At 71.3% G+C, this 24847-nt stretch carries 23 protein-coding genes; 9 read left to right on the top strand and 14 right to left on the bottom strand.

What is annotated here, in order from left to right; all coding sequences use genetic code 11:
• Positions 1-52: 52 nt before the first annotated feature.
• Both sufB and R6Y94_RS30385 read right to left on the bottom strand, forming a co-directional pair.
• Entirely contained in the window at positions 53-1483 is a 1431-nt protein-coding gene (sufB, locus tag R6Y94_RS30390) for a Fe-S cluster assembly protein SufB (protein ID WP_318399287.1), read from the bottom strand.
• Complete coding sequence (locus R6Y94_RS30385) at positions 1480-2232, bottom strand: helix-turn-helix transcriptional regulator (RefSeq protein ID WP_412102920.1); 753 nt, start codon at positions 2230-2232, stop codon at positions 1480-1482. The genes sufB and R6Y94_RS30385 overlap by 4 nt, the downstream gene beginning before the upstream one ends.
• A 107-nt stretch (positions 2233-2339) precedes the next feature.
• Between R6Y94_RS30385 and R6Y94_RS30380 the strand changes: the two genes are divergently transcribed.
• Entirely contained in the window at positions 2340-3290 is a 951-nt protein-coding gene (locus tag R6Y94_RS30380; RefSeq protein ID WP_318399286.1) for a COX15/CtaA family protein, read from the top strand.
• A 163-nt stretch (positions 3291-3453) separates the two neighbouring features.
• Here R6Y94_RS30380 and R6Y94_RS30375 read toward each other — a convergent pair whose 3' ends face one another.
• The 3 genes from R6Y94_RS30375 to R6Y94_RS30365 all read right to left on the bottom strand — a co-directional run bounded on the left by R6Y94_RS30375 (position 3454) and on the right by R6Y94_RS30365 (position 5849).
• Positions 3454-4368, bottom strand: coding sequence for a hypothetical protein (locus R6Y94_RS30375; RefSeq protein WP_318399437.1), 915 nt, complete (start codon positions 4366-4368; stop codon positions 3454-3456).
• Between the two features lie 2 nt (positions 4369-4370).
• Positions 4371-4706, bottom strand: coding sequence for a hypothetical protein (locus R6Y94_RS30370; RefSeq protein WP_318399285.1), 336 nt, complete (start codon positions 4704-4706; stop codon positions 4371-4373).
• A 195-nt stretch (positions 4707-4901) separates the two neighbouring features.
• Entirely contained in the window at positions 4902-5849 is a 948-nt protein-coding gene (locus R6Y94_RS30365; RefSeq protein ID WP_318399284.1) for a heme o synthase, read from the bottom strand.
• A gap of 263 nt (positions 5850-6112) precedes the next feature.
• Between R6Y94_RS30365 and tkt the strand changes: the two genes are divergently transcribed.
• From tkt to pgl, 6 genes are all read left to right on the top strand, one after another.
• Positions 6113-8251, top strand: a complete 2139-nt coding sequence (gene tkt / locus R6Y94_RS30360; RefSeq protein WP_318399283.1) for a transketolase — start codon at positions 6113-6115, stop codon at positions 8249-8251.
• A 15-nt stretch (positions 8252-8266) separates the two neighbouring features.
• On the top strand, positions 8267-9457 hold the full coding sequence (tal, locus tag R6Y94_RS30355; protein ID WP_318399282.1) for a transaldolase: 1191 nt from the start codon (positions 8267-8269) through the stop codon (positions 9455-9457).
• A 316-nt stretch (positions 9458-9773) separates the two neighbouring features.
• Positions 9774-11453 carry a glucose-6-phosphate isomerase gene (locus R6Y94_RS30350; protein WP_318399281.1) on the top strand — a complete coding sequence of 560 codons (1680 nt, stop codon included), beginning with the start codon at positions 9774-9776 and terminating at the stop codon, positions 11451-11453.
• 49 nt (positions 11454-11502) lie between these two features.
• Positions 11503-13017, top strand: coding sequence for a glucose-6-phosphate dehydrogenase (gene zwf / locus R6Y94_RS30345; RefSeq protein ID WP_318399280.1), 1515 nt, complete (start codon positions 11503-11505; stop codon positions 13015-13017).
• A 36-nt stretch (positions 13018-13053) separates the two neighbouring features.
• The gene (locus R6Y94_RS30340; protein WP_318399279.1) at positions 13054-14037 is read left to right on the top strand and encodes a glucose-6-phosphate dehydrogenase assembly protein OpcA; all 984 of its coding nucleotides are present in this window, start codon (positions 13054-13056) and stop codon (positions 14035-14037) included.
• On the top strand, positions 14034-14798 hold the full coding sequence (gene pgl / locus R6Y94_RS30335; RefSeq protein ID WP_318399278.1) for a 6-phosphogluconolactonase: 765 nt from the start codon (positions 14034-14036) through the stop codon (positions 14796-14798). The genes R6Y94_RS30340 and pgl overlap by 4 nt, the downstream gene beginning before the upstream one ends.
• A gap of 57 nt (positions 14799-14855) precedes the next feature.
• Here pgl and R6Y94_RS30330 read toward each other — a convergent pair whose 3' ends face one another.
• The 8 genes from R6Y94_RS30330 to rapZ all read right to left on the bottom strand — a co-directional run bounded on the left by R6Y94_RS30330 (position 14856) and on the right by rapZ (position 21959).
• Positions 14856-15200, bottom strand: coding sequence for an RNA polymerase-binding protein RbpA (locus R6Y94_RS30330; protein WP_318399277.1), 345 nt, complete (start codon positions 15198-15200; stop codon positions 14856-14858).
• Positions 15201-15299: 99 nt separating this feature from the next.
• Positions 15300-15554, bottom strand: a complete 255-nt coding sequence (secG, locus tag R6Y94_RS30325) for a preprotein translocase subunit SecG (protein WP_101367013.1) — start codon at positions 15552-15554, stop codon at positions 15300-15302.
• A 51-nt stretch (positions 15555-15605) separates the two neighbouring features.
• Positions 15606-16370 (bottom strand): triose-phosphate isomerase, encoded by a 765-nt coding sequence (tpiA, locus tag R6Y94_RS30320; protein WP_318399436.1) that lies wholly within the window; start codon positions 16368-16370, stop codon positions 15606-15608.
• A 32-nt stretch (positions 16371-16402) separates the two neighbouring features.
• Positions 16403-17602 carry a phosphoglycerate kinase gene (locus tag R6Y94_RS30315; protein ID WP_318399276.1) on the bottom strand — a complete coding sequence of 400 codons (1200 nt, stop codon included), beginning with the start codon at positions 17600-17602 and terminating at the stop codon, positions 16403-16405.
• 87 nt (positions 17603-17689) lie between these two features.
• On the bottom strand, positions 17690-18694 hold the full coding sequence (gap, locus tag R6Y94_RS30310) for a type I glyceraldehyde-3-phosphate dehydrogenase (protein WP_318399275.1): 1005 nt from the start codon (positions 18692-18694) through the stop codon (positions 17690-17692).
• A 269-nt stretch (positions 18695-18963) separates the two neighbouring features.
• Positions 18964-19944 (bottom strand): DNA-binding protein WhiA, encoded by a 981-nt coding sequence (gene whiA, locus R6Y94_RS30305; RefSeq protein ID WP_107263068.1) that lies wholly within the window; start codon positions 19942-19944, stop codon positions 18964-18966.
• Between the two features lie 75 nt (positions 19945-20019).
• Positions 20020-20985, bottom strand: a complete 966-nt coding sequence (locus R6Y94_RS30300) for a uridine diphosphate-N-acetylglucosamine-binding protein YvcK (protein ID WP_318399274.1) — start codon at positions 20983-20985, stop codon at positions 20020-20022.
• A gap of 89 nt (positions 20986-21074) precedes the next feature.
• Positions 21075-21959: an RNase adapter RapZ gene (rapZ, locus tag R6Y94_RS30295; protein WP_318399435.1), complete on the bottom strand. Its 885-nt coding sequence runs from the start codon at positions 21957-21959 to the stop codon at positions 21075-21077.
• A gap of 307 nt (positions 21960-22266) precedes the next feature.
• Here rapZ and R6Y94_RS30290 point away from each other — a divergent pair, with 307 nt between their 5' ends.
• Together R6Y94_RS30290 and R6Y94_RS30285 are read left to right on the top strand one after the other, a co-directional pair.
• Positions 22267-22938 carry a winged helix-turn-helix domain-containing protein gene (locus R6Y94_RS30290; protein WP_318399273.1) on the top strand — a complete coding sequence of 224 codons (672 nt, stop codon included), beginning with the start codon at positions 22267-22269 and terminating at the stop codon, positions 22936-22938.
• The gene (locus R6Y94_RS30285; RefSeq protein WP_318399272.1) at positions 22935-24233 is read left to right on the top strand and encodes an MFS transporter; all 1299 of its coding nucleotides are present in this window, start codon (positions 22935-22937) and stop codon (positions 24231-24233) included. The genes R6Y94_RS30290 and R6Y94_RS30285 overlap by 4 nt, the downstream gene beginning before the upstream one ends.
• A gap of 84 nt (positions 24234-24317) precedes the next feature.
• Here R6Y94_RS30285 and R6Y94_RS30280 read toward each other — a convergent pair whose 3' ends face one another.
• The gene (locus tag R6Y94_RS30280) at positions 24318-24839 is read right to left on the bottom strand and encodes a hypothetical protein (RefSeq protein ID WP_318399434.1); all 522 of its coding nucleotides are present in this window, start codon (positions 24837-24839) and stop codon (positions 24318-24320) included.
• Positions 24840-24847: the final 8 nt, after the last annotated feature.

Genomic DNA, 24847 nt, shown 5'->3' with positions numbered 1-24847 from the left:
CTTCCTTGGTCATGTCTGCGAGGTCCGAGGCGGGATGCGGGGTGGGGCGGCGTCAGCCGACCGCGCCCTCCATCTGCAGCTCGATCAGCCGGTTGAGCTCCAGCGCGTACTCCATCGGGAGTTCCTTGGCGATCGGCTCGATGAAGCCGCGCACGATCATCGCCATCGCCTCGTCCTCGGTCAGGCCCCGGCTCATCAGGTAGAAGAGCTGGTCCTCGCTGACCTTGGAGACGGTCGCCTCGTGCCCCATCGCCACGTCGTCCTCGCGGATGTCGACGTACGGGTAGGTGTCCGACCGGGAGATGGCGTCGACCAGCAGGGCGTCGCACTTGACGGTGCTCCTGCTGTGGTGTGAGCCCTCCAGCACCTGCACCAGACCCCGGTAGGAGGTCCGCCCACCCGCCCGGGCGATCGACTTGGAGACGATCGTGCTGGAGGTGTGCGGCGCGGCGTGCACCATCTTGGCGCCGGCGTCCTGGTGCTGGCCCTCGCCGGCCATCGCCACCGAGAGCACCTCGCCCTTGGCGTGCTCGCCGGTCATCCAGACCGCCGGGTATTTCATCGTCACCTTGGAGCCGATGTTGCCGTCGATCCACTCCATGGTCGCGCCCTCGTGGCAGACCGCCCGCTTGGTGACCAGGTTGTAGACGTTGTTCGACCAGTTCTGGATGGTCGTGTAGCGGCAGCGGGCGTTCTTCTTGACGACGATCTCCACGACCGCGCTGTGCAGCGAGTCCGAGGAGTAGATCGGCGCGGTGCAGCCCTCGACGTAGTGCACGTACGCGCCCTCGTCGACGATGATCAGGGTCCGCTCGAACTGGCCCATGTTCTCGGTGTTGATCCGGAAGTACGCCTGGAGCGGGATCTCCACCTGCACGCCCTTCGGCACGTAGATGAAGGAGCCGCCGGACCAGACCGAGGTGTTCAGCGCGGCGAACTTGTTGTCGCCGACCGGGATCACCGTGCCGAAGTACTCCTTGAAGATGTCCTCGTGCTCCTTGAGCGCGGTGTCGGTGTCCAGGAAGAGGACGCCCTGCTCCTCAAGATCCTCACGGATCTTGTGGTAGACCACCTCGGACTCGTACTGGGCGGCGACACCGGCGACCAGCCGCTGCTTCTCGGCCTCCGGGATGCCCAGCTTGTCGTAGGTGTTCTTGATGTCCTCGGGCAGGTCCTCCCAGCTCGCGGCCTGCTTCTCGGTGGACCGGACGAAGTATTTGATGTTGTCGAAGTCGATCCCGCCGAGGTCGGCACCCCAGTTCGGCATCGGCTTGCGGCCGAACAGCCGCAGCCCCTTCAGCCGCAGGTCGAGCATCCAGGCGGGCTCGTTCTTCTTGGCGGAGATGTCCCGCACCACCGCCTCGTTGAGGCCACGCTGGGCGGCGGCACCGGCAACGTCGGAGTCGGCCCAGCCGTACTCGTAGCGACCCAGGGCGGCGAGCTGCTCCTCCTGCGTCATGGGCTGGACGATCTGCTCGGTCATCTGTCTGTCCTCACACTGCTGACGGAAGGTTTGGGCTGGGTCGGGATGTGCGTGGTGCACACCCCGTCGCCGTGGGCGATGGTGGCGAGCCGCTGCACGTGGGTGCCGACCAGGCGGGAGATGACCGCCGTCTCGGCCTCGCACAGCTGGGGAAACTCTGCGGCCACGTGGGCCACCGGGCAGTGGTGCTGGCACAGCTGCCCGCCGGAGGCGATCGTGGACGCGTTGGCAGCGTATCCCTCGGCGGTCAGCGCCCCGGCGAGTGCCTCGGCCCTGGCCAGCGGGTCGTCCCCGGCGCCCTCCATGGCGGCCCGGCAGCGGGCCTCCAGCGCCGCGACCTGCTCGGCGGCGAAGGCGTCGACCGCGTCCGGCCCGCCGTGCCGGGAGATCCAGCGCAGCGCGGCGGTGGCCATCCCGTCGTAGGTGTGGGTGCCGCAGCGGCGCCGGCCGGAGTCGGTGAGCCGGAAGATCCTGGCCGGCCGGCCGCGACCGCGCTGACCCCGGACGACCTGGTCACGGGCGATCACGTCGCCGTCGGCGAGCATCGCGTCCAGGTGCCGGCGGATCGCCGCCGGGCTGAGCCCCAGCTCCACGCCGAGCTGCGCGGCGGTGGCCGCACCGTGCTCCAGCAGCAACTGGGTCACCCGGTCGCGGGTGGGACGGCCCTCCGGACCGGCGGCGACCACGGCGGAACCGGCGACCGGATCGGTCACCTGCTCCTGCTCCGAGCACGCCGCCAGGTTTTTCACTACGCCAACGTTACGTATTTCGTCCGTGGTCCGCAAACCCGGGGTCCGGTGATCCAGACCACCGGACGGCGGGCGCGCCGTCCAGCATGATCACATTTGCACGTACCATGGCCCGCGTGAGCCGATTCGGCGAATTTTCTGGCAAACCCACCCTATCGCGACTGGCCCTCGCCTCCGTGGTGGGTAACGTGCTGATCGTCGGTACCGGCGGCGCGGTCCGGCTGACCAAGTCCGGGCTCGGCTGCCCCACCTGGCCCCGCTGCACCGACGAGTCGTACGTGGCGACCGCCGAGATGGGCGTGCATGGGGTGATCGAGTTCGGCAACCGGCTGCTCACCTTCGCGCTCGCCGCCGTGGTGATCGCCGCGGTGATCGCCGCCTGGCGGCAACGCCCGGCCCGCCGAGGGCTCCGGTGGCTCAGCGTCGGTGCCGCGTTCGGCATCCCGGCACAGGCGGTGATCGGCGGGATCACCGTGCTCACCGACCTGAACCCGTGGGTGGTGGGACTGCACTTCCTCGCCTCGATGGCGGTGATCGCGGCCGCGTACGCGTTCTGGCGCCGGACCCTCGAACCGGACGGACCGGCCCGGCCGACCGTACCGGCACCGCTGCGTACCCTCGGCTGGCTCACCGCCGGGGTGGCCGCCGCCGTACTGGTGGTCGGCACCTGGGTGACCGGCAGCGGCCCGCACTCCGGCGACTCCGGGGCGGCCCGCAACGGCCTGGACCCGGAAACCATCTCCCAGGTGCACGCCGACACCGTCTTCCTGCTGGTGGGCCTCTCCGTCGCGATCTGGTTCGCGTTCCGGGCGGTCGGCGCGCCGGCCCGCGCGGTCCGGGCGGCCGGCCTGCTGGTGCTCGCCGAACTCGGCCAGGGCCTGATCGGCTTCGTGCAGTACTTCACCGGTCTGCCGGTGGCGCTGGTCGGCGCGCACATGCTCGGCTCCTGCCTGGTCTGGCTCGCCGCCCTCGCGGTGCTCTGGTCGACCCGGGAACGCAGCGCCCCCGCCACCCCGCCGAGCCAGGCCCGGCCCGAATTCGCCGGCGCGGCGCACTGAACGGCACCGGTCCGACGCACCACACGACAACAACCGGGCAACTACACGACAACCGGTCCTGCGGCCGCACCCGACGTCGGGACCGGGCGACGCACCCGACGTCGGGACCCGGGGGACGCACCGGGCGGCAGGCCGGTCCGGGGCGCGGCCTGCGGCGGAACGCTCAGCCCAGCCTGGCCGCGATGGCGTCGGCCAGCCGGCCGGCCGCGCCCGGGTCGTGGGCCAGGAAGAGCGACGGCTCGGTGAGTTCCACCTCGACCAGCACTGGCGCGCCGTCCGGGCCCGGAATCAGATCCACCCGCGCGTAGAGCGCCCGGCCCGGCCCGTCAGGCAGCGCCGCGAGTACCCGCTCGGCGACCGCGAGTTCCGGCTCCGCCGGGGTACGCGGGGTGATCTGCTCCGGCCGGAACAGCCCCTCGACGCCGTAGTCCGGGCCGACCAGCATCGGCCCCTTGCGGACCGCGTGGCTGAACCGGAGCCCCCCGGGGCCGGCGACGAAGAGCAGCGCGGTCTCCCCGGCGGTGTCCACGGCGGTCAGGTACGGCTGCACCATCACCCACCGGCCCGCCGCCTGTAGCCGCTTGGCGTGTGTGGCGGCGAGCTGCCGGTGCTCCGCGTCGGCCAGGTCGTACCGGCCGGTGTCCAGGCTTCCGGCCCCGACGACGGGCTTGACGACGTACTCGCCGGGTTCCGGCGGGAGCGCCCAGTCGGCGGCGGGGTCGAGCCAGGTCGTCGGCACGGTCGGCAGCCCGGCCTCGGCGAGTTCCCGCAGGTAGCGCTTGTCGGTGTTCCAGCGCACCAGGTCGGCCGGGTTGGCCAACCGGGGCACGGTCTCGGTCCAGGCGACGAACTCGGCGCGGCGGGTCGGATAGTCCCAGGGCGAGCGGAGCACCGCCAGCGCGTAGCCGGCCCAGTCCACGTCCGGGTCGTCCCAGACCGCCGCCTCGACCCGGATGCCGCGTTCGGCGAGCGGGTCGAGCAACAGCCGGTCGTCGGGGTCGAGTCCGGGAAGTTCGCTACAGGTAATGAGTGCGACCCGGGGCTCGCCCCGGGTCGCACGACTGTTATCGGACAAAATTATCAACGAGCCATGGTACGCCGAGCCATCGACCGCCAAAGATCGTTACTCGGACGCATCTGGTCCATCAGTTCCCGCTCCCATTCGTTCTCCACGGCTACCCCCGCCTTGGCGCAGGCCAGTCGCGCGACGTCGGTGCTCTCCGCGAACTGGTCAGCCCACACGCCGTCCTCCCCCACCAGGACAATGCGTGCGCCCCGCTTGCCGACGTACTCGATGACCGCCTTCGCGCCGCCGTGGCCGGCGGCAAACGACTGGATGCCAGCGACCAGACCATTGGGGGTCTGACCCGCGACGGTCTGCTCGGCCGTCGGCGTCGTATCGGAACCATCTGCCATAACGCGAAGCCTAAGCAGACTTCGACCGGCACGAGGGGCAGCTACCGATAATTTGTGATGCCGATTACGGTGACGTTTACCGGAACTACTCACCAGCTTTGGGCGATTTTTCGGTGTATACGCGATTAATTTAAAGCCATCATTCACGTTCAAGGCCGGCAAACAGGACGAACGGGCACGAAAGACCTGAAACCCTCAGAGCAGCGCGTCGACCGCGACCGCGGCGAAGACGATCGTCAGGTACGTGATCGACCAGTGGAACAGCCGCATCGGCTTGACCGGCCCGCCCCGGGCGGCCCGCTGGCTCAACCGGTGTGCCTCGACGACGAACATCCCGCCCGCCGCCAGCACGGTGAGCCCGTAGACCGGGCCCATGCCCAGCGGCCAGACCAGCACCGACGCCGCCACGGTCAACCAGGTGTAGAGCACGATCTCCGTCGTGACCCGGCGGATCGAGGCCACCACCGGCAGCATCGGAATGCCGGCCCGGGCGTAGTCGTCCTTGAACTTGATGGCCAGGGCGTAGAAGTGCGGTAGCTGCCAGAAGAACACCACCGCGAACAGCCCCCAGGCCCGCGGCGCCAGCGAGCCGGTCACCGCCGCCCAGCCGATCAGCACCGGGGCCGAGCCGCAGATCCCGCCCCAGAAGGTGTTCTGCCAGGTCGTCCGCTTCAACCACAGCGTGTAGACGAGGTCGTAGTAGGCGATGGCGCCCAGGGTCAGCGCGGTGGCCAGCCAGTTGGTGAAGACCGCCATCAGGGTCACCGAGACCACCGCCAGCACCAGACCGAAGACCAGCGCGTTGCGGGGCGCCACGGTGTGCGTCGGCAGCGGCCGCCGCTTGGTCCGCTTCATCACCTGGTCGATGTCGCGGTCGATGTAGCAGTTCAGCGCGTTGGCCGCGCCCGCCGCCAGCGATCCGCCGACCAGTACGACGCCGACCAGCCAGAGCGACGGGATCCCGTCGGCGGCCAGCATCATCGTCGGCACCGTGGAGATCAGCAGCAGCTCGACGATCCGTGGCTTGGTCAGCGCGACGTACGCCCGGATCAGGGCGGCGACGTCGCGGCGCCGGGTCACCTCGCCCGGGGTCCCCGCAGCCGGGGCACCGCCGGTCACGGGGCGCTCGGTGATCATGCTCACGGATTGCCACCTTCCGGCGTCGGGCACACGGGTGAGTCGGCTGCGGAGGCAGCGCGGGTGGCGGGCGGCCGGGGGCCAGCACGCCGACCGACAGCCTACGCGTCGTCGTTTTCGCTGCCCGGGCGACCCTTCTTCGGTGCGAACGATCACACTTCCGGCGAACCGCATCGCCGGTGGACGAGATCCGGGGGTTGGCGCGCGGAAGCGGTCGCTAGGGTCATGAGGGAGGGTTCCGCCCATCACGCCGAGGAGCACACACGATCGTGGCTGACAATCGACCCGAGCAAACCTCGCTGAGCTGGTCCGATCTCGACCAGCGTGCCGTCGACACCGTCCGCGTGCTGGCCATGGACGCCGTGGAGAAGTCCGGCAACGGCCATCCGGGTACGGCGATGAGCCTGGCGCCGGCCGCATACCTGCTGTTCAACCGGGTCATGCGGCACGACCCGACGCACCCCGACTGGACCGGGCGGGACCGGTTCGTACTGTCGGCGGGCCACAGCAGTCTCACCCTCTACATCCAGCTCTACCTCAGCGGATACGGCCTCGGCCTGACCGACCTCAAGGCGCTGCGGCAGTGGGGTTCGCTCACCCCCGGCCACCCCGAGCACGGGCACACCCGGGGCGTCGAGACCACCACCGGCCCGCTCGGCCAGGGGCTCGGCAACGCGGTCGGGATGGCGATGGCCGCCCGCCGCGAGCGTGGCCTGCTCGACCCGGACGCCTCGGCCGGCACCTCCCCGTTCGACCACCACATCTGGTGCATCGCCTCGGACGGCGACATCGAGGAGGGGATCAGCCACGAGGCCAGCGCGCTCGCCGGGCACCAGCAGCTCGGCAACCTGATCCTGATCTACGACGACAACGAGATCTCGATCGAGGACGACACCAGGATCGCCAAGAGCGAGGACGTGGCCGCCCGCTACGAGGCGTACGGCTGGCACGTGCAGACGGTGGACTGGCGCAGCGGTGACGCGGACCAGGGTCACTACCACGAGGACGTCGAGGCGCTGCACGCCGCGCTGCTCGCCGCCAGGGCCGAGACCGGCCGGCCGTCGTTCATCGCGCTGCGCACCATCATCGGCTGGCCGGCGCCGACCAAGCAGAACACCGGCAAGATCCACGGCTCGGCACTCGGCGCCGACGAGGTGGCCGAGACCAAGAAGCTGCTCGGCTTCGACCCGGCCCAGCACTTCGAGGTCGACGAGGAGGTGCTGGCGCACGCCCGCCAGGTGCTGGAGCGGGGCCGGGCGGCGCACGCCGAGTGGGACACCGCGTACCAGGCGTGGGCCGACGCCAACCCGGAGGGCAAGGCGCTGCACGACCGGCTGGCCACCCGTACGCTGCCGGCCGGCTGGACCGACGCGCTGCCGGAGTTTCCGGCAGACGCCAAGGGGATCGCCACCCGGGCCGCCTCCGGCAAGGTGCTCCAGGCCCTGGCCCCGGTGCTGCCGGAGCTGTGGGGCGGCTCGGCCGACCTGGCCGAGAGCAACAACACCAGCATGGAGGGCGAGCCGTCCTTCATCCCCAGCGAGTACGCCACCAAGGCGTTCCCGGGCAACGAGTACGGCCGCACCCTGCACTTCGGCATCCGCGAACACGCGATGGGTGCGATCCTGAACGGCATCGCGCTGCACGGCGGCACCCGCCCGTACGGCGGCACCTTCCTGGTGTTCAGCGACTACATGCGCCCGGCGGTCCGGCTCGCCGCGCTGATGAAGCTGCCGGTGGTCTACGTCTGGACGCACGACTCGATCGGTCTCGGCGAGGACGGCCCCACCCACCAGCCGGTCGAGCACCTGACCGCGCTGCGCGCCATCCCCGGCCTGGACGTGATCCGGCCGGCCGACGCCAACGAGACCGCCTGGGCCTGGCGGCGGGCGCTGGAGCACACCGACCGGCCGTCCGCGCTGGCGCTGAGCCGGCAGCCGCTGCCGACCTTCGACCGCACCGAGCTGGCCGGCGCCGACCAGACCGCCAAGGGCGGCTACGTGCTGGCCGAGGCGTCGAACGCGCAGCCGCAGGTGATCCTGATCGGCACCGGCTCCGAGGTGCAGCTCTGCCTGACCGCCGGGGAGCGGCTGGAGGCCGAGGGCACCCCGACCCGGGTGGTCTCGATGCCGTGCCAGGAGTGGTTCCGGGAGCAGGACTCGGCCTACCAGGACGCGGTCCTGCCCCGCGACGTGCGGGCCCGGGTCAGCGTCGAGGCCGGCATCGCGATGTCCTGGCGGGACCTGATCGGCGACAGCGGCGAGGCGGTCAGCCTGGAGCACTACGGCGCGAGCGCACCGCACAGCGTGCTCTTCGAACAGTTCGGATTCACCCCCGACCGGATCGTCGCGGCCGCGCACGCGTCGCTGACCCGGGTGGGCCAGATCACCGGTGACACCACCGGCAACTGAGGGAGCGTTGCAGACATGACTGACCGGTTGGGTGAGCTCACCGCTGCGGGAGTGGCGGTCTGGCTCGACGATCTTTCGAGGGTGCGGCTGAGTTCCGGCGACCTGGACCAGCTACGCCGGGAGAAGCACCTGGTCGGGGTGACCACCAACCCGACCATTTTCGCCAAGGCGCTCAGCGACGCGGACGAGTACAACTGGCAGCTCCGGGACCTGGCGGTGCGCGGGGTCAGCGTCGAGGAGGCGGTCCGCGCGCTGACCACCTACGACGTGCGGTGGGCCTGCGACGTGATGCGCCCGGCGTACGACAGCAGTGCCGGGGTGGACGGTCGGGTCTCGATCGAGGTGGACCCGCGGCTGGCGTACCGGACCGAGCCGACCGTTGCCGAGGCGAAGGCCCTGTGGTGGCTGATCGACCGGCCGAACCTGTTCATCAAGATCCCGGCGACCGAGGCCGGGCTGCCGGCCATCACCGCCACCCTGGCCGCCGGGATCAGTGTGAACGTCACGCTGATCTTCGGGTTGGAGCGCTACTCGCAGGTGATGGAGGCGTTCCTGGCCGGCCTGGAGCAGGCATCGGCGAACGGGCACGACCTGAGCAGGATCGCCTCGGTGGCGTCCTTCTTCGTCTCCCGGGTCGACACCGAGGTGGACAAGCGGCTGGACAAGCTCGGCGGCGGTGCCGGACGGACGGATCTGGCCGCGCTGAAGGGCAAGGCGGCGGTCGCCAACGCGCAGCTCGCGTACGAGCGGTACGCCGAGGTCTTCTCCTCGGACCGCTGGCAGGCGCTGGCCGACGCCGGCGCCCACCCGCAGCGCCCGCTCTGGGCCTCCACCTCCACCAAGAACCCGGAGTACCGCGACGTGATCTACGTCGAGGAGCTGATCGCCCCCGGCACCGTCAACACCATGCCCGAGCCGGTGATCGACGCCTTCGCCGAGCACGGCGAGATCCGCCCGGACACCGTCACCGGCGCCTACGCGCAGGCCCGGGAGGTCTTCACCGGGCTGGCCGCGGCCGGCGTCGACTTCGACGACGTGATCGCCACCCTGGAACGGGAGGGCGTGCAGAAGTTCGAGGCGAGCTGGCTGGAGCTGCTGGACGGGGTCCGCAAGTCCCTGGAGGCCGCCGCGCAGGGCGCCGGCGAGCCGAACCAGGCCGCCGGGGAGAACGCCGATGCGGCCGTCCGGGCAGGAGGCAACGCGTGAGCGAACGTAGTGAGCGAACCAGCCAGCTCAGTGCCAAGGTGCCTCATGACGGCACGGAGCGAAGCGGAGTGCCGGCATGAGCGAACGTAGTGAGCGAACCAGCCAGCTCAGTGCCAAGGTGCCTCATGACGGCACGGAGCGAAGCGGAGTGCCGGCATGAGCGAACGTAGTGAGCGAACCAGCCAGCTCAGTGCCAAGGTGCCTCATGACGGCACGGAGCGAAGCGGAGTGCCGGCATGAGCGAACGTAGTGAGCGAACCAGCCAGCTCAGTGCCAAGGTGCCTCATGACGGCACGGAGCGAAGCGGAGTGCCGGCATGAGCGAGGGTCAGGACGTGCTGGACGGCGGCTGTGAGGGGGCGGCCGGACTCGCCGTCTACGGGGCGGAGGCGGTCGACTCCGCCGCCCCGGCCTCGGCCCGGGCCGCACTGCTCGCGGAGGACGTACCGGCGCGGCTGGTCGCCAAGGACCCGACGCTGTGGGGGCCGGACGCCCAGGCCGAGGCGGCGATCCGGCTCGGCTGGGTGGACACCTTCCGGCGCAGCCGGGAACTGCTCCCCCAACTCGCCGAGCTGAAGGCCGAACTGGCCGACCTCGACCACGTGGTACTCGCCGGGATGGGCGGCTCGTCGCTGGCCCCCGAGGTGATCACCCGTACCCTCGGCAGGTCGCTGACCGTGCTGGACACCACCGACCCCGGGCAGGTACGCGCGGCGATCGCCGACCGGCTGGACCGGACCGTCGTGGTGGTGGCCAGCAAGTCCGGCTCGACCGTGGAGACCGACAGCCACCGCCGGGCGTACTGGCAGGCGTTCCTGGTCGCCGGCATGACCGAGGCGGAGGCCGGCCGGCGCTTCGTGGTGGTCACCGACCCCGGCTCGCCGCTGGCCACAACCGCCGAGGAGATGGGCGCGTTCGTGGTACTCGCCGACCCGGACGTCGGAGGGCGCTACTCGGCGCTGACCGCGTTCGGGCTGGTCCCGTCGGCACTGGCCGGGGTCGAGGTGGCCGAGTTGCTGGACCAGGCCGAGGAGTTGGCCGGGGCGCTCGGCGGGCCGCAGGACAACCCGGGGCTGGCGCTCGGTGCCGCGCTCGGTGCCGCCGCCACGACCGGCCGGGACAAGGTCGCGCTGATCTCGGACGGCACCGGCATCGACGGCCTCGGCGACTGGGCCGAGCAGTTGATCGCCGAGTCGACCGGGAAGAACGGCGTCGGCATCCTGCCGGTGGTGGTCGAGGACCCGGGCAGCCCGGGTGCGGCCGGACCGGACGTGCTGACCGTCACCTACGGCGGCGGGCTCGCCGCCGGTGCGGTGCCGGGCGGCGGCATCCGGCCCGACCTGGCGGTGAACGGCCCGCTGGGCGCGCAGTTCCTGGCCTGGGAGTACGCATGCGCGGTCGCCGGGGTGGTGCTCGGGATCGACCCGTTCAACCAGCCGAACGTGACCGAGTCCAAGGAGAACACCAACCGGCTGCTCGGCACCGGGCTGCCGATCGAGACGCCGACCTTCGTCGACGGCGGGATCGAGGGGTACTGGTTCCCGGGCGAGCCGCAGCGGACCGACCCGCTCCCCGGTGACCTGGCCGGGGCGCTGCGGCTGCTACTGGACGGGCTCGGCGGGGAGGGCTACCTGGCCGTGATGGCCTACCTCGACCGGTTCGCCGACGCCAAGACCGCGCAGGTGCGCCCCGGGCTCGCCGCCGCCTCCGGGCGGCCGGTCACCTTCGGCTGGGGACCCCGGTTCCTGCACTCCACCGGGCAATACCACAAAGGCGGCCCGCAGCTCGGGTCGTACCTGCAGATCACCGGGGACGTGGCCGACGACCTGCCGGTGCCCGGTAAGCCGTACTCGTTCGGGCAGTTGCAGGCCGCGCAGGCCGCGGGTGACCGCGAAGCCCTCGCCCAGCGGGGCCGGCCGGTGCTCCGGCTGCACCTGACCGACCGGGGCGCCGGAATTCCGCACCTGCTCGATGCGGTACGGGGTCTGCGGAGTTGACGACAACCCGGCATGCTGACACTGACGGACTGACCGAGGAGGGGGAACCGTGAATCCGCTGCGCGACCCGCAGGACCGGCGGTTGCCGCGGATCCCGGAGCCGTGCGCACTGGTGATCTTCGGCGTCACCGGGGACCTGGCCCGCAAGAAGCTGCTGCCCGCGGTCTACGACCTGGCCAACCGGGGGCTGCTGCCGCCGAGCTTCGTGGTGCTCGGGTTCGCCCGGCGTGACTGGGGCGACGGCGACTTCGAGTCGATGGCCCGGGACGCGGCCCAGGCGCACGCCCGGACACCGTGGCGGGAGGAGGTCTGGGCCCGGCTGGCCGGAAACATCAAGTTCGTCGGCGGCGCGTTCGACGACGACGCCGCCTTCGACAAGCTGGCGACCTGCCTGGACGAGCTGCGGGACAGCCACGGCATCGGTGGCAACGCCGCCTTCTACTTCTCCATCCCGCCGGCGGCGTTCCCGACCGTGCTCAAGCAGCTCGCCCGGACCGGGATGGCCGACAACGACAAGTGCGGCGGCTGGCGGCGGGTGGTGGTGGAGAAGCCGTTCGGGCACGACCTGCCCTCGGCGAAGGCGCTCAACGACCTGGTCGACGACGTCTTCACCCGGGACGACGTGTTCCGGATCGACCATTACCTGGGCAAGGAGACCGTCCAGAACATCCTCGCGCTGCGGTTCGCCAACAATCTCTTCGAGCCGCTGTGGAACTCCAAGTACGTCGACTCGGTGCAGATCACCATGGCCGAGGACGTCGGGATCGGCACCCGGGCCGGCTTCTACGACGCCACCGGCACCGCCCGGGACGTGCTGCAGAACCACCTCCTGCAACTGCTCGCCCTGGTGGCGATGGAGGAGCCGACCAGCTTCGACGCCAGCGAGATCCGGGCCGAGAAGCTGAAGGTGCTGCGCGCGATCACCCTGCCGAAGGACGTGCACACCGGCACCGTGCGCGGGCAATACCTGCCCGGCTGGGTGGCCGGCAAGCGGGCGGTCGGCTATCTCGACGAGGAGGGCGTGCCGCCCGACTCGACCACCGAGACGTACGTGGCGGTCCGGCTCGGCATCCAGAACCGCCGCTGGGCCGAGGTGCCGTTCTACATCCGGGCCGGCAAGCGGCTGCCGCGCCGGGTGACCGAGGTCGCCATCATATTCAAGAAGGCGCCGCACCTGCCGTTCAACCCGGCCGACATGGAGATGCTCGGCAACAACCAGCTCGTGATCCGGGTCCAGCCGGACGAGGGTGTGGTGCTGAAGTTCGGCTCCAAGGTTCCCGGCACCACCATGGAGGTCCGGGACATCGCGATGGACTTCCAGTACGGCGAGGCGTTCACCGAGTCCAGCCCTGAGGCGTACGAGCGGCTGGTGCTGGACGTGCTGATCGGCGACCGGACCCTCTTCCCGGACGCCGCCGAGGTCGAGCAGAGCTGGCAGGTGATCGACCCGCTGGAGGAGGCCTGGGAGGGCGTCAAGCCGGAGCCGTACCGGGCCGGTGAGTGGGGTCCCCGGGCAGCGGACGAGTTGCTCGCCCGGGAGGGCCGTGCGTGGCGGCGGGCGTGACCTGCCGAGGATCGCGACAACAACCAGGAGGCATCGTTGATCGGCTTGTGGGACACCACCGGTAACGAGGTGGTGAAGGCCCTGGCCGCCGAGCGGCGCAGCGCGGGCGGAGTGGCCAGTGGCATGGCGCTGACCCTGATCGTCGTCGTCGACGAGCCGCGGGTCCGGGAGGCCGAGGCGGCGGTGACCATCGCCTCGGCCGCCCACCCGTGCCGGATGGTGGTGGTGGTCCGTTCCGACATCGAACGCGACCGCAACCGGCTCGACGCCGAGATCGTGGTCGGCGGCCGGCTCGGTCCCGGCGAGGCGGTGGTGACCCGGATGTACGGCCGGCTCGCCCTGCACGCCGAGTCGGTGGTGATGCCGCTGCTGGTGCCGGACGTGCCGGTGGTGACCTGGTGGCACGGCGAACCGCCGGCCGAGATCGCCAACGACTTCCTCGGGGTGGTGGCGGACCGCCGGATCACCGACTCGGCGCAGGCCGCCGATCCGGTGGAGACGCTGCGGCAGCGGGCCCGGGACTACGCGCCCGGCGACACCGACCTGGCGTGGACCCGGATCACCCCGTGGCGCACCCTGGTCGCCGGGGCGTTCGACACCACCGAGGGCAACCGGGTCACCTCGGCCACCGTGGTCGCACCGCACACCGACCCGACCGCGGCACTGATGATCGGCTGGTTGAAGTCCCGGCTGGGGCTGCACCCGCACTGGGAGCACACCAGCGAGTTCCCCCGGATGCGCTCGGTGGAGCTGCGCTGCGCCAACGGCGACGAGCTGGTGCTGACCCGGGACGACAACCAGGCGACGTTCCGGCGTACCGGCCAGGCCGACCGGCAACTGCCGCTGGTACGCCGCCCGCTCGGCGACGAACTCGCCGAGGAGCTGCGCCGGCTCGACCCGGACCAGATCTACGCCGAGGCGCTGGGCGCCGCCGCCGGGGTGGCCGGGCTGGACCGCCGGCCGGCCCAGCGGGTACACATCTGGAAGGACCCGTCGAAGCAGCCGCAGGGCGTGGCGTGACCGAAACCACGGTGGTGGTGCACGCCGACCCCGAGCTACTCGCGCAGGCAGTCGCGGCCCGGCTGCTGGTCAGGATCATCGACGCCCAGGCGGAACGGGGCGAGGCGAGCGTCGTGCTGACCGGCGGCCGGATCGCGGCGGCGGTGCACCGGGCGGTACGCGACCTGCCGGCCCGGGATGCGGTCGACTGGTCCCGGGTCGACGTCTGGTGGGGTGACGAACGGTTCCTGCCGGCCGGGCACCCGGAGCGGAACGAGACCCAGGCCCGGGAGGCGCTACTCGACGCGCTGCCGCAGGCCCGGGTGCACCCGATGCCCGCCTCGGACGGCCCGGACGGTGCCGACCCCGAGGCGGCGGCAGCCCGGTACGCGTCCGAACTCGCCGCGTCCGCCGGCCCGGGTACGGCCACCCTGCCCTACTTCGACGTGCTGATGCTCGGGGTGGGCGAGGACGGCCACGTCGCCTCGCTCTTCCCCGAGCATCCCGTCGCCTACGAGAACCGGCCGGTGAGCGCGGTGCGGGGCAGCCCCAAGCCGCCACCGATACGCATCACCCTGAGCCGGGGCGCCATCAACACCGCCGAGGACGTCTGGCTGATCGCCAGCGGCAGCGGCAAGGCCCGGGCGGTCGGCATGGCGCTGAGCGGTGCCGGGCCGGTGCAGGTGCCGGCGGCCGGAGTCGCCGGGGTGCAGCGGACCCGGTGGCTGCTGGACCGGGCCGCGGCAGCCGAGGTGAAGCCGGCGTTCCGCAGTCTCCGCTGAATCGGGCGGGGTCGCCGCCCAGCTAAGCTCGCCCGGTGTCACCGGCCCGGGGCTCGGTCAGGCCTCACCTCGGCGGGCCCGCAGTGCGGCCAGCGCCTCGGCGAGGATCGCCTCGGCGTCCGCCTCGCTGCGCCGCTCCTTCACGTACGCCAGGTGCGACTTGTACGGCTCCGTCCGCGGCCGCCCGGGCGGATTGTGCACGTCCTGCCCGGCCGGCTGCCCGCAGTGCGGGCAGTCCCAGGTCTCCGGGATCTCGGCCTCGGCCGCCAGCAGGATCTCCAGCATGTGCCCGCTGCCGCACCAGTAGGTGACCGGACGGCGGGGGGCCGGTTCGCATCGCTCGGTCGGCCTGGCTGGGCCGGCACCGATTCGGCTGCCACGGATGGCACTGCCACTGGGCACGACTGCTCGCTCCGTTCGTCAGAGGGGGCCCCTGGGGGGTATGACAAACTGCGCGCGGCCCACGTTAGCGGACCGCGCGCAGTTTGTACGCCCTGGTTGTCAGGTCGTCTCGGCGAGACGCAGCCAGAGACCCAGCCCGACGATGCAGGCGAACCAGACAAGACCCACCAGAACGGTGTATCGGTCGAGGTTCTTCTCGGCCACCGAGGAGCCGGCCAGGCTGGAGCTGACCCCTCCGCCGAACATGCTCGACATCCCGCCGCCCTTGCCCCGGTGCAGCAGGATCAGCAAGGTGAGCAGCACGCTCGTGATCACCAGCAACACGATCAACGTGTATGCGAACCAGATCGGCATGGTAGGGGTCAGTCCTCTCAGCTACGCGGGGCTCGTCAAGGATAGCGACCGTCAGCGGGCGATGTGCTCCGGGAACCGGCAGATCTGCGCGAACTCCTCGGCGTCCAGGCTCGCCCCGCCGACCAGTGCGCCGTCCACGTCGGGCTGCGCCATGATCGCGGCGATGTTGGCGGCCTTTACCGACCCGCCGTAGAGCACCCGGACCTGGTCGGCGGTCTCCGGACCGTGCACCTCGGCGATCCGCTGCCGGATCGCGCCGCAGACCTCCTGGGCGTTCTCCGGAGTCGCGGTCTTGCCGGTGCCGATCGCCCAGACCGGCTCGTACGCGACGACCAGCTTGGCCACCTGCTCGGCGGTCAGCCCGGCCAGCGACCCGTCGAGCTGATCGCGCACGTACGCCACCTGCCCGTCCTGCTCGCGGATGTCCAGGCCCTCGCCGACGCAGACGATCGGGGTCAACTCGTTGGCCAGCGCCGCCTTCACCTTGGCGTTGACCAGCGCGTCGTCCTCGTGGTGGTACGTCCGCCGCTCCGAGTGCCCGACGACCACGTAGGTGCAGCCCAGCGCGGTCAGCAGCGCACCCGAGATCTCCCCGGTGTACGCCCCGCCCTTGTGCGGCGAGAGGTCCTGCGCGCCGTACCCGATCAGCAGCTTGTCGCCGTCGACCAGGGTCTGCACCGTCCGCAGGTCGGTGTACGGCGGCAGCACCACCGTCTCCACGTCGGTCAACTGCTTCTCGTTGAGGCTCGCGGCGAGCTTCTGGATCAGCAGGTTGGCTTCCCGGTGGTTGAGGTTCATCTTCCAGTTGCCGGCCATCAGGGGCCGGCGGGCGGGCGCAGGGGTGGCCACTACTGCTCCAGAGCGACGATGCCGGGGAGAGCCTTGCCCTCCAGGTATTCCAGCGAGGCTCCCCCGCCGGTCGAGATGTGCCCGAACGACGACTCGTCCAGACCGAGCGCACGGACGGCCGCGGCGGAGTCACCGCCACCGACCACGGTGAAGCCCTTCACGGAGATGATCGCCTCGGCCACCCCCCGGGTACCGGCGGCGAACGGGGCCAGCTCGAAAACGCCCATCGGGCCGTTCCAGAACACCATCCGGGCCGTACCGGCCATGTCGGCGAACTCGGCGACCGTGCGGGGGCCGATGTCCAGGCCGAGCCGGTCGGCCGGGATCGCGTTCACCGGCACGGTGTCGTACGCGGCGTCGGCGCTGAACTCGGTCGCCGCCACCACGTCGACCGGCAGCACGATCCGGTCGGCGCCCCGCTCCAGCAGGTCCCGGCAGGTGTCGAGCATCTCCTCCTCGAGCAGCGACTTGCCCACCTCGTGCCCCTGGGCACGCAGGAAGGTGAAGCACATGCCGCCGCCGATCAGCAGCCGGTCGACGGTCGGCAGCAGCGCCTCGATCACGGCGAGCTTGTCGGAGACCTTGGAGCCGCCGAGCACCACCACATAGGGCCGGTCCGGCTCGTGCCGCAGCCGGGCCAGCACCGCGACCTCGCGGAGCACGAGCTGGCCGGCGAAGTGCGGCAGCCGGGCCGGCACGTCGTAGACGCTGGCGTGCTTGCGGTGCACGGCGCCGAACGCGTCGTCGACGTACGCCGAGGCGAACGCGGCGAGCTGGTCGGCGAAGGCACCCCGTTCGGCCTCGTCCTTGCTGGTCTCGCCCGGGTTGAATCGCAGGTTCTCCAGCAGCGCCACCTGGCCGGTGCCGAGTTCCTCGACCGCCTTGCGGGCCGACTCGCCCACCGTGTCGGTGGCGAACGCGACCTCGGTGCCGAGCAGCTCACCGAGCCGGGCCGCGACCGGGGCGAGGCTGTATTTCGGGTCGGGCGCGCCCTTGGGGCGGCCCAGGTGCGAACAGACGACCACGGCGGCCCCGGCGTCCCGCAACGCGGTCAGCGTCGGCAGCACGGCCCGGATCCGGCCGTCGTCACTGATGGCGCCGGTCTCCTTGTCGAGCGGGACATTCAAATCGGCACGCACCAGCACGCGCCGACCCGAGACCCCCTCGGCGAGCAGATCGTCGAGGTTGCGGATGCTCACAGAGCTTGCCCTCCGTTCACGACTGCGGGGCTCGCAAGCTCAGTCCTCGCGTTCACCGCGAGAGCCCCCCGTTCGTTCGTGCCGTGCTCACAGCCCGGCACCGACCAGCTTGACGAGGTCGACCAGGCGGTTCGAGTAGCCCCACTCGTTGTCGTACCAGCCGACGACCTTGACCTGGTTGCCGATCACCTTGGTCAGGCCGGAGTCGAAGATGCACGAGGCCGGGTCGGTGACGATGTCGGTAGAGACGATCTCGTCCTCGGTGTAGGTGAGGATGCCCTTCAGCGGACCCTCGGCGGCGGCCTTCATCGCGGCGTTGATCTCCTCGACCGAGGTGTCCCGGCCGGCGTCGATGGTCAGGTCGGTGGCCGAGCCGGTCGGGATCGGCACCCGCAGCGCGAAGCCGTCCAGCTTGCCCTTGAGGTCGGGCAGCACCAGGCCGATCGCCTTGGCGGCACCGGTCGAGGTCGGCACGATGTTCAGCGCGGCGGCCCGGGCCCGGCGGAGGTCCTTGTGCGGGCCGTCCTGGAGGTTCTGGTCCTGGGTGTACGCGTGGATGGTGGTCATCAGACCCTTCTCGATGCCCACCGTGTCCTGCAGCACCTTCGCCATCGGCGCCAGGCAGTTGGTGGTGCACGAGGCGTTGGAGATGATGTTGTGCTTCGCCGGGTCGTAGTTCTGGTGGTTGACCCCCATCACGACCGTGACGTCCTCGTTCTTGGCCGGCGCCGAGATGATGACCTTCTTGGCCCCACCGTCGATGTGCGCCTTGGCCTTGGTGGCGTCGGTGAAGAAGCCGGTCGACTCGATCACCACGTCGGCACCGAGGTCGCCCCAGGGCAGCTTGCTCGGGTCCTTCTCGGCGAAGACCTTCATAATGTGCCCGCCGACGCTGATCTCGTCGGCGCTCGCCTTGACCTCTTGCGGCAGCCGGCCGAGGATGCTGTCGTACTTGACCAGGTGCGCCAGCGTGGCGTTGTCGGTCAGGTCGTTGGCGCCGACCACCTCGACGTCGGCGCCCGACGCGAGCACCGCCCGGAAGAAGTTGCGGCCGATCCGGCCGAATCCGTTGATGCCAACCCGGATGGTCACTGGGTCCATCTCCTCGTGTTTCGGTTCGCCGCCCGGTGAAAGACGCGCGGCGGCGAAGGTGGGCGCGCCGACCGTTGGAGCCGGCCGCTGGATGTCACCCCGGCCGTCTCACCGCGACCTCTGGGCGGTCAGCACGGCGGAGAAGGCCGGTACCGGCCCCGTCGCCGTACGCTGCGACCTTATCCGAGCGGGCCGCTCCGCGTTGCGTCGGGGCACAATCCGGCCAATCGACTTCACCGGCGGCGCTCGGAGGGCCCCGTCGGCAAGCTTCAGACCGCCAGCATGTCCGGGGTGACCGCCGCCTCGGTGTCGGGGATGCCCAGGTCACGGGCCCGCTTGTCGGCCAGTGCCAGCAGCCGGCGGATCCGCCCGGCGATCGCGTCCTTGGTCAGCGGCGGGTCGGCCAGGGCACCCAGTTCCTCAAGGGACGCCTGCCGGTGCTCCAGCCGCAGCCGGCCGGCCGAGGTGAGGTGGTTCGGGGCGTCCTCGGCGAGGATCTCCAGGGCCCGGGTCACCCGGGCGGCGGCGGCCACGGCGGCCCGGGCCGAGCGGCGCAGGTTGGCGTCGTCGAAGTTGGCCAGCCGGTTGGCGGTGGCCCGCACCTCGCGGCGTACCCGGCGCTCCTCCCAGGAGAGCACGCTGGAGTGCGCGCCGATCCGGGTCAGCAGCGCGGCGATCGCGTCGCCGTCCTTGACCACCACCCGGTCCACCCCGCGCACCTCGCGGTATTTGGCGGTGATGCCGATCCGGCGGGCAGCGCCGACCAGGGCGAGCGCCGTCTCCGGGCCGGGGCAGGTGATCTCCAGCGCGCAGGAACGCCCCGGCTCGGTCAGCGAACCGTGTGCCATGAAGGCGCCCCGCCAGGCCGAGACCGCGCAGCAGACGTTCGCCGCGACCACGTGCGGGGGCAGCCCGCGTACCGGCCGGCCGCGTACGTCGAGCAGCCCGGTCTGCCGGGCCAGCGCCTCGCCGTCCTTGACCACCCGGACGATGTAGTGGCTGCCCTTGCGCAGCCCGCCGGAGGCGAGTACGTGGATCTCGCTCGGATATCCGTAGACCTCGGCGATCTCCCGGCGCAGCCGACGGGCCACCGCGCCGGTGTCGAGTTCCGCCTCGACCACCACCCGTCCGGAGACGATGTGCAGCCCGCCCGCGAAGCGCAGCAGGGCGGCCATCTCCGCCCGCCGACAGCAGGGCTTGGGCACGTCCACCCGGCTCAGCTCGTCCTTGACCGCAGCCGTCATCGCCATCTTGTCGTCACCTCGTGGGCCGGTCCCGGCGGGTGCCGGTGATTCGTAGGTGCTTGGTTGTTGATTCGTAGGTACTTAACGATCGGCGCCCAGGAGAGGCACCAGCGCGGCGCCCAGCGCTGCCGGATCGTGCTGGGGCCCGCCGTCCGGTACGGCCACCGGGGCGAGCACGAGCCGCGCACCCAGCGATTCTGCCGCACGGTGCACCGGTTCGGGGTCACCCACCGCCTTTCCGTCCGCCAGCACCACGTCGACCTTGAGCCCGGGCAGGTACCAGCCGAGCGCGGCCAGGTGGTCGGCGAGGGAGAGGCCGAGCGTCTCCGCCTCGTTGGCGAGGTTGAGCGTGACCAGCCGGCGGGCCGGGCTCGCCACCATCGCCGCGGCCAGCTCCGGCACCAGCAGGTGCGGGATGACGCTGGTGTACCAGCTTCCCGGGCCGAAGATCAGCCAGTCGGCCTCGCGGACCGCCGCCACCGCCTGCGGGCAGGCGCTCGGCCCCTCCGGGGTGAGCCGGACCGACTCGACCCGGCCGTCGGTGACCGCCACCGCGTGCTGTCCGCGTACCGTCTGCACGGCGCTGGGCCGGCGCGGGTCGGCGCCGCGCACCCGGGCCTCGATGCCGACCGGCTGGCAGGCCATCGGCAGCACCCGGCCGACCGCGCCGAGCATCGCGGCGGCGTGGTCGAGCGCGGCCACCGGGTCGCCGAGCAGCTCCATCAGCCCGCAGAGCACCAGGTTGCCGACCGCGTGCCCGGCCAGCGGGTCGGGACGCGGCCCGCCGCCGGCGAACCGGTGCTGGAACAGCGCGGCGCTGCGCCGGGTCCCGGGCTCGTCCGCGGCCAGCGCGGCGAGCGCCTGCCGCAGGTCGCCGGGGGGCAGCGCGCCGCGTTCGAGGCGCAACCGCCCGCTGGAGCCGCCGTCGTCGCCGACCGTCACCACGGCGGTGATGTCGAGGTCCAGCTCCGGCGCGCAGCGGCGCAGTGCCCGCAGCGACGCCGACAGGCCGTGTCCGCCACCGAACGCGACCACCCGCTGCTTCACCGAACCTTGCTCAACCTCCGCTCGCGGTCGGTCGTGACCGCGGGTGGAGGTCGGGGGGCGCACGCCGCGCGGTTCAGGTTGAGAGAGGTTCACTCGCGCCCCAGGTCACGATGGTGCGGCGTGGCCGAGAGCCGGGCCTGGCGCAGCCGGGCGGCGAGTTCCTCGGCGATCGCCACGCTGCGGTGCTTGCCGCCGGTGCAGCCGACCGCCACGGTCAGATAGCGCTTCCCCTCCCGCTCGAAGCCGGGTGCGGTCGCGTTGATCAACCGGGCGTACGTCTCGACGAAAGTCACCGCGCCATGCTGGCCGAGCACGTACCGGCTGACGTCCTCCTCCCGGCCGGTGTGCTCGCGCAGCTCCGGCACCCAGTACGGGTTGGGCAGGAAGCGGGCGTCCAGCACGAAGTCGGCGTCCGGCGGGAGGCCGTACTTGAAGCCGAAGGAGAGCACGGTCACCCGGAGCCGGCGGGCGTCCTCGCCGCCGAACAGCTCCTCGACCCGGCTGCGGAGCTGGTTCACGTTCAGGTGCGAGGTGTCGATGATCACGTCGGCCTGGTCGCGTGCCTCCTCCAGCAGGCCGCGCTCGACCGCGATGCCGTCGGCGAGCCGGCCGTCGCCCTGGAGCGGGTGCGAACGCCGGACGCTCTCGAAGCGCCGGATCAGCACCTCGTCGTCGGCGTCCACGAAGACCACCCGGGGCTGGAAGCCGCGTTCCTTGAGCGCCCGGATCGCCCCGGCCAGGTCGGTGGAGAACGCCCGGCTGCGCACGTCGAGCACCATCGCGGTCTTCCGGGCCGCCCCACCGGCCTGGAACGCCAGCTCGGCCATGTCGAGCATGAGCGCCTGCGGCAGGTTGTCCACCACGTAGAAGCCGACGTTCTCCAGGGCCCGGGCGACGGTGCTGCGGCCACCGCCGGAGACCCCGGTGACCACCACCAGGGTGGTGTCCGAGCGGGTCGGTTCCGCCGGTTCCACCTCGGATCGGGTCCGCGCCGGCTGTCCCTCGTCCGGTGCCTGTTCCGTCTCGTACTCCCTGCTCTGGTCTTCCGCGCCCGTCGGCGACTCGTCGGTCGCCAGCCGAGTCTCGCTCACGTTCCACCCCCAGCCGTACCCGCCTGCCGGATCGACGGTACGCCGCCCGGATGCGGGTTCGGCGAGGGTCGACCACCCGGCGAGGTTGGAGACGTAATCTACCCGGCCGTCGGAATCTCCCGGGCCGGCGGCCCAGCCGGATCACTGCCGGCAATTGCTAAAGGAATCTTTCTAGAGATATCTTTAGGGTATGTCGCCACCCAGGTCCGAGATCCGACTCACCGACCCCCGGGCTCTCCGGGGGTACGCGCACCCGCTCCGGATGGCCCTGGTCGGGCTGCTCCGCCGGGAGGGTCCGCTGACCGCGACCCAGGCCGCCGAGCGGCTCGACGAGAGCGTGCCGAGCTGCTCCTACCACCTGCGCCAGCTCGCCAAGTACGGCCTCGCCGAGCGGGTCGAGGGCAGCGACGCCCGGGAGCGGCCCTGGCGGGCCACCGCGCTCAACACCTCCTGGGACGACACCTCCGACGACCCGGCACTGCTGGCGGCGGTCAACGAGCTGCACTCGGTGATCCTGAACCACTACTTCGAACGGGCCCGGGCGCATCTGGCGCAGCGGGCGTCCGAGCCGGCGGACTGGCGGGCCGTGCTCGGCTTCGGTGACGCGCTGGTGCACGTCACCCAGGCCGAACTGGCCGAGCTGACCCGGCGGATCGAGGCCCTGTTCGCCGAGTACGACGAACGGCTCACCGACCCGTCCACCCGGCCCGAGGGGTCCCGGCCGGTCGGCATCATCCAACTGATGGTGCCCACCGAGCCGCCGGCCGATGCGACCGCGGCCGGTTCCACGACGGCGGACGCGGACTCGACGGCGAGGGCCGACCCGACGGACGCCGACTCGACGGCGGAGGCGGGGCGGTGACCGAGACGCTGACGACCCCGCCGGTGGTCGAGCGCCGCCGGCGCTGGCTGCCGGAGCTGCTCCGCCAGACGCAGTTCCGACGGTACTGGTCGGCCCAGACCGTGTCGCTCTTCGGCGACGAGATCTCCGTGCTCGCCCTGCCCCTGCTGGCGGTGCTCGGCACCGGCGCCGGCCCGGCCGAGATGGGCTACCTCACCGCTGCCGCGCTGATCCCGAATCTGCTCTTCTCGCTGCTCCTCGGCGCCTGGATCGACCGCTACCCACACAAGCGCCGGGTGATGGTCCTCGCCGACCTGGGCCGGGCGGTGCTGCTCGCCGCCGTGCCGGTGGCGTACCTGTTCGGGGTCCTCTCGCTCGACCAGCTCTACGTGGTGGCCTTCCTGACCGGCACCCTGGCCGTGCTCTTCGAGGTCGCGCACAGCACCCTCTTCGTCTCGCTGGTGCCCCGGAAGGACTACGTCGACGCGAACGCGCTGACCTACGGCAGCCGGGCGATGTCGTTCGTCGCCGGGCCGAGCGTGGGCGGCATCCTGGTACAGACCCTCACCGCACCGTTCGCGCTGCTCGCCGACGCGGTGTCGTACCTGGTCTCCGCGCTATTCCTGGCCCGGATCAGGCTGACCCGGCCGACGGAGCCTGCGCCGACCGACGGCGCAGGTCTCGGCATCGGCCAGGGGCTCCGGTTCGTGGTCCGTGCCCCGATCCTCCGCTCGCTGCTGCTCGGCACCACCACGCTGAACCTCTTCAACTACATGTTCACCGCGCTGTACGTGCTCTACGTCAGCACCGAACTGGGGCTCTCCCCCGGCCTGCTCGGGCTGGTCATCGGCGTAGGCTCGATCGGCGCGCTGCTCGGCGCGGCGGTCACCGGTCGGCTCGTCCGCCGGCTCGGCATCGGCCGGACCGTGGTCATCAGCTTCGTGCTCTTCCCTGCGCCGCTGGTGCTGGTGCCGCTGGCAGGCGGGTCGACCCCGGTGCTGCTCGGCGTGCTCTTCGCCTCGGAGTTCCTCTCCGGGCTCGGCCTGATGATGATGGACATCACCGTCGGCTCGCTACAGACTGCGGTCATCCCGGAGCACCTGCTAGCCCGGGTCGCGGGTGCGAAGCGGACCGTCAACTACGGCATCCGGCCGATCGGCGCCGTGCTGGGTGGCACACTGGGCGCGGCGATCGGGGTACGCCCGACGCTCTGGATCGCCACCGTAGGGGCGGTTGCCGGACTGTTCTGGGTACTGCCGACCGCGATCCCGAAACTGCGCGACCTGCCGGAGCCGGACCACGCCACCACCGGGTGATCCGTTCCGGATCCGGAGACGCCGCTGGCCGGGTCCCCGATGGTGGGGACCCGGCCAGCGGATGTGTTCATGCTTGTTCGTTCGTTAGCTGTTGTTCCAGGCGTTGGCGACCAGGTCAGCAGCCTGGTCCTCCCACTGCGCGTACGCGTCCGGGTACGCCGACACCTGCACCTTCTGCGCCGCCACCGTCAACGGCAGGTCATGCCAACCATCAACCTGACGCAGTCCCTTCAGGAACGCGATGGTCGAGTACTCCGGATCCGTGATCTGCTCCGGCGTTCCCCAACCCGACGACGGACGCTGCTGGAACAGCCCCTGCGAATCGTGGTCGTTACGGTCACCCAGATGACCCAGGTTCTCCAGCTTCGACTCCTGAAGGCTGGTACCGACCGCGATCACCGCGGCACGCTCGTCCAGACCAGCCTTCTTCGTCGCCTTCACAATCGCCTTCACATTCTCGGACTGCTCACCCGACAACGGAATCCGCGACTGCTCACCCCGGACACCATGCGGCACGAGCTTGTCCCGCGACGGCTTACCGCCCTTACGGTCCTTGTCGCTCTTGCTCTTGTCACTCTTATCCTTGTGGTCCTTGTCGGCCTGCATGACCGACT

The organism is Plantactinospora sp. KLBMP9567, assembly GCF_033446045.1.
Taxonomy (GTDB): domain Bacteria; phylum Actinomycetota; class Actinomycetes; order Mycobacteriales; family Micromonosporaceae; genus Plantactinospora.
The sequence above is the reverse complement of the archived record's forward strand: the minus strand, read 5'-3'. Positions and strand labels throughout refer to the sequence as shown.

What these genes read in the sequence shown, in the direction of transcription:
- sufB (WP_318399287.1), bottom strand. Translation starts at nt 1,483, where the DNA reads ATGACCGAGCAGATCGTCCAGCCCATGACGCAGGAGGAGCAGCTCGCC.
- R6Y94_RS30380 (WP_318399286.1), top strand. Translation starts at nt 2,340, where the DNA reads ATGGCCCGCGTGAGCCGATTCGGCGAATTTTCTGGCAAACCCACCCTA.
- R6Y94_RS30370 (WP_318399285.1), bottom strand. Translation starts at nt 4,706, where the DNA reads ATGGCAGATGGTTCCGATACGACGCCGACGGCCGAGCAGACCGTCGCG.
- tal (WP_318399282.1), top strand. Translation starts at nt 8,267, where the DNA reads ATGACTGACCGGTTGGGTGAGCTCACCGCTGCGGGAGTGGCGGTCTGG.
- R6Y94_RS30350 (WP_318399281.1), top strand. Translation starts at nt 9,774, where the DNA reads ATGAGCGAGGGTCAGGACGTGCTGGACGGCGGCTGTGAGGGGGCGGCC.
- secG (WP_101367013.1), bottom strand. Translation starts at nt 15,554, where the DNA reads ATGCCGATCTGGTTCGCATACACGTTGATCGTGTTGCTGGTGATCACG.
- tpiA (WP_318399436.1), bottom strand. Translation starts at nt 16,370, where the DNA reads ATGGCCGGCAACTGGAAGATGAACCTCAACCACCGGGAAGCCAACCTG.
- whiA (WP_107263068.1), bottom strand. Translation starts at nt 19,944, where the DNA reads ATGGCGATGACGGCTGCGGTCAAGGACGAGCTGAGCCGGGTGGACGTG.
- R6Y94_RS30290 (WP_318399273.1), top strand. Translation starts at nt 22,267, where the DNA reads ATGTCGCCACCCAGGTCCGAGATCCGACTCACCGACCCCCGGGCTCTC.
- R6Y94_RS30280 (WP_318399434.1), bottom strand. Translation starts at nt 24,839, where the DNA reads ATGCAGGCCGACAAGGACCACAAGGATAAGAGTGACAAGAGCAAGAGC.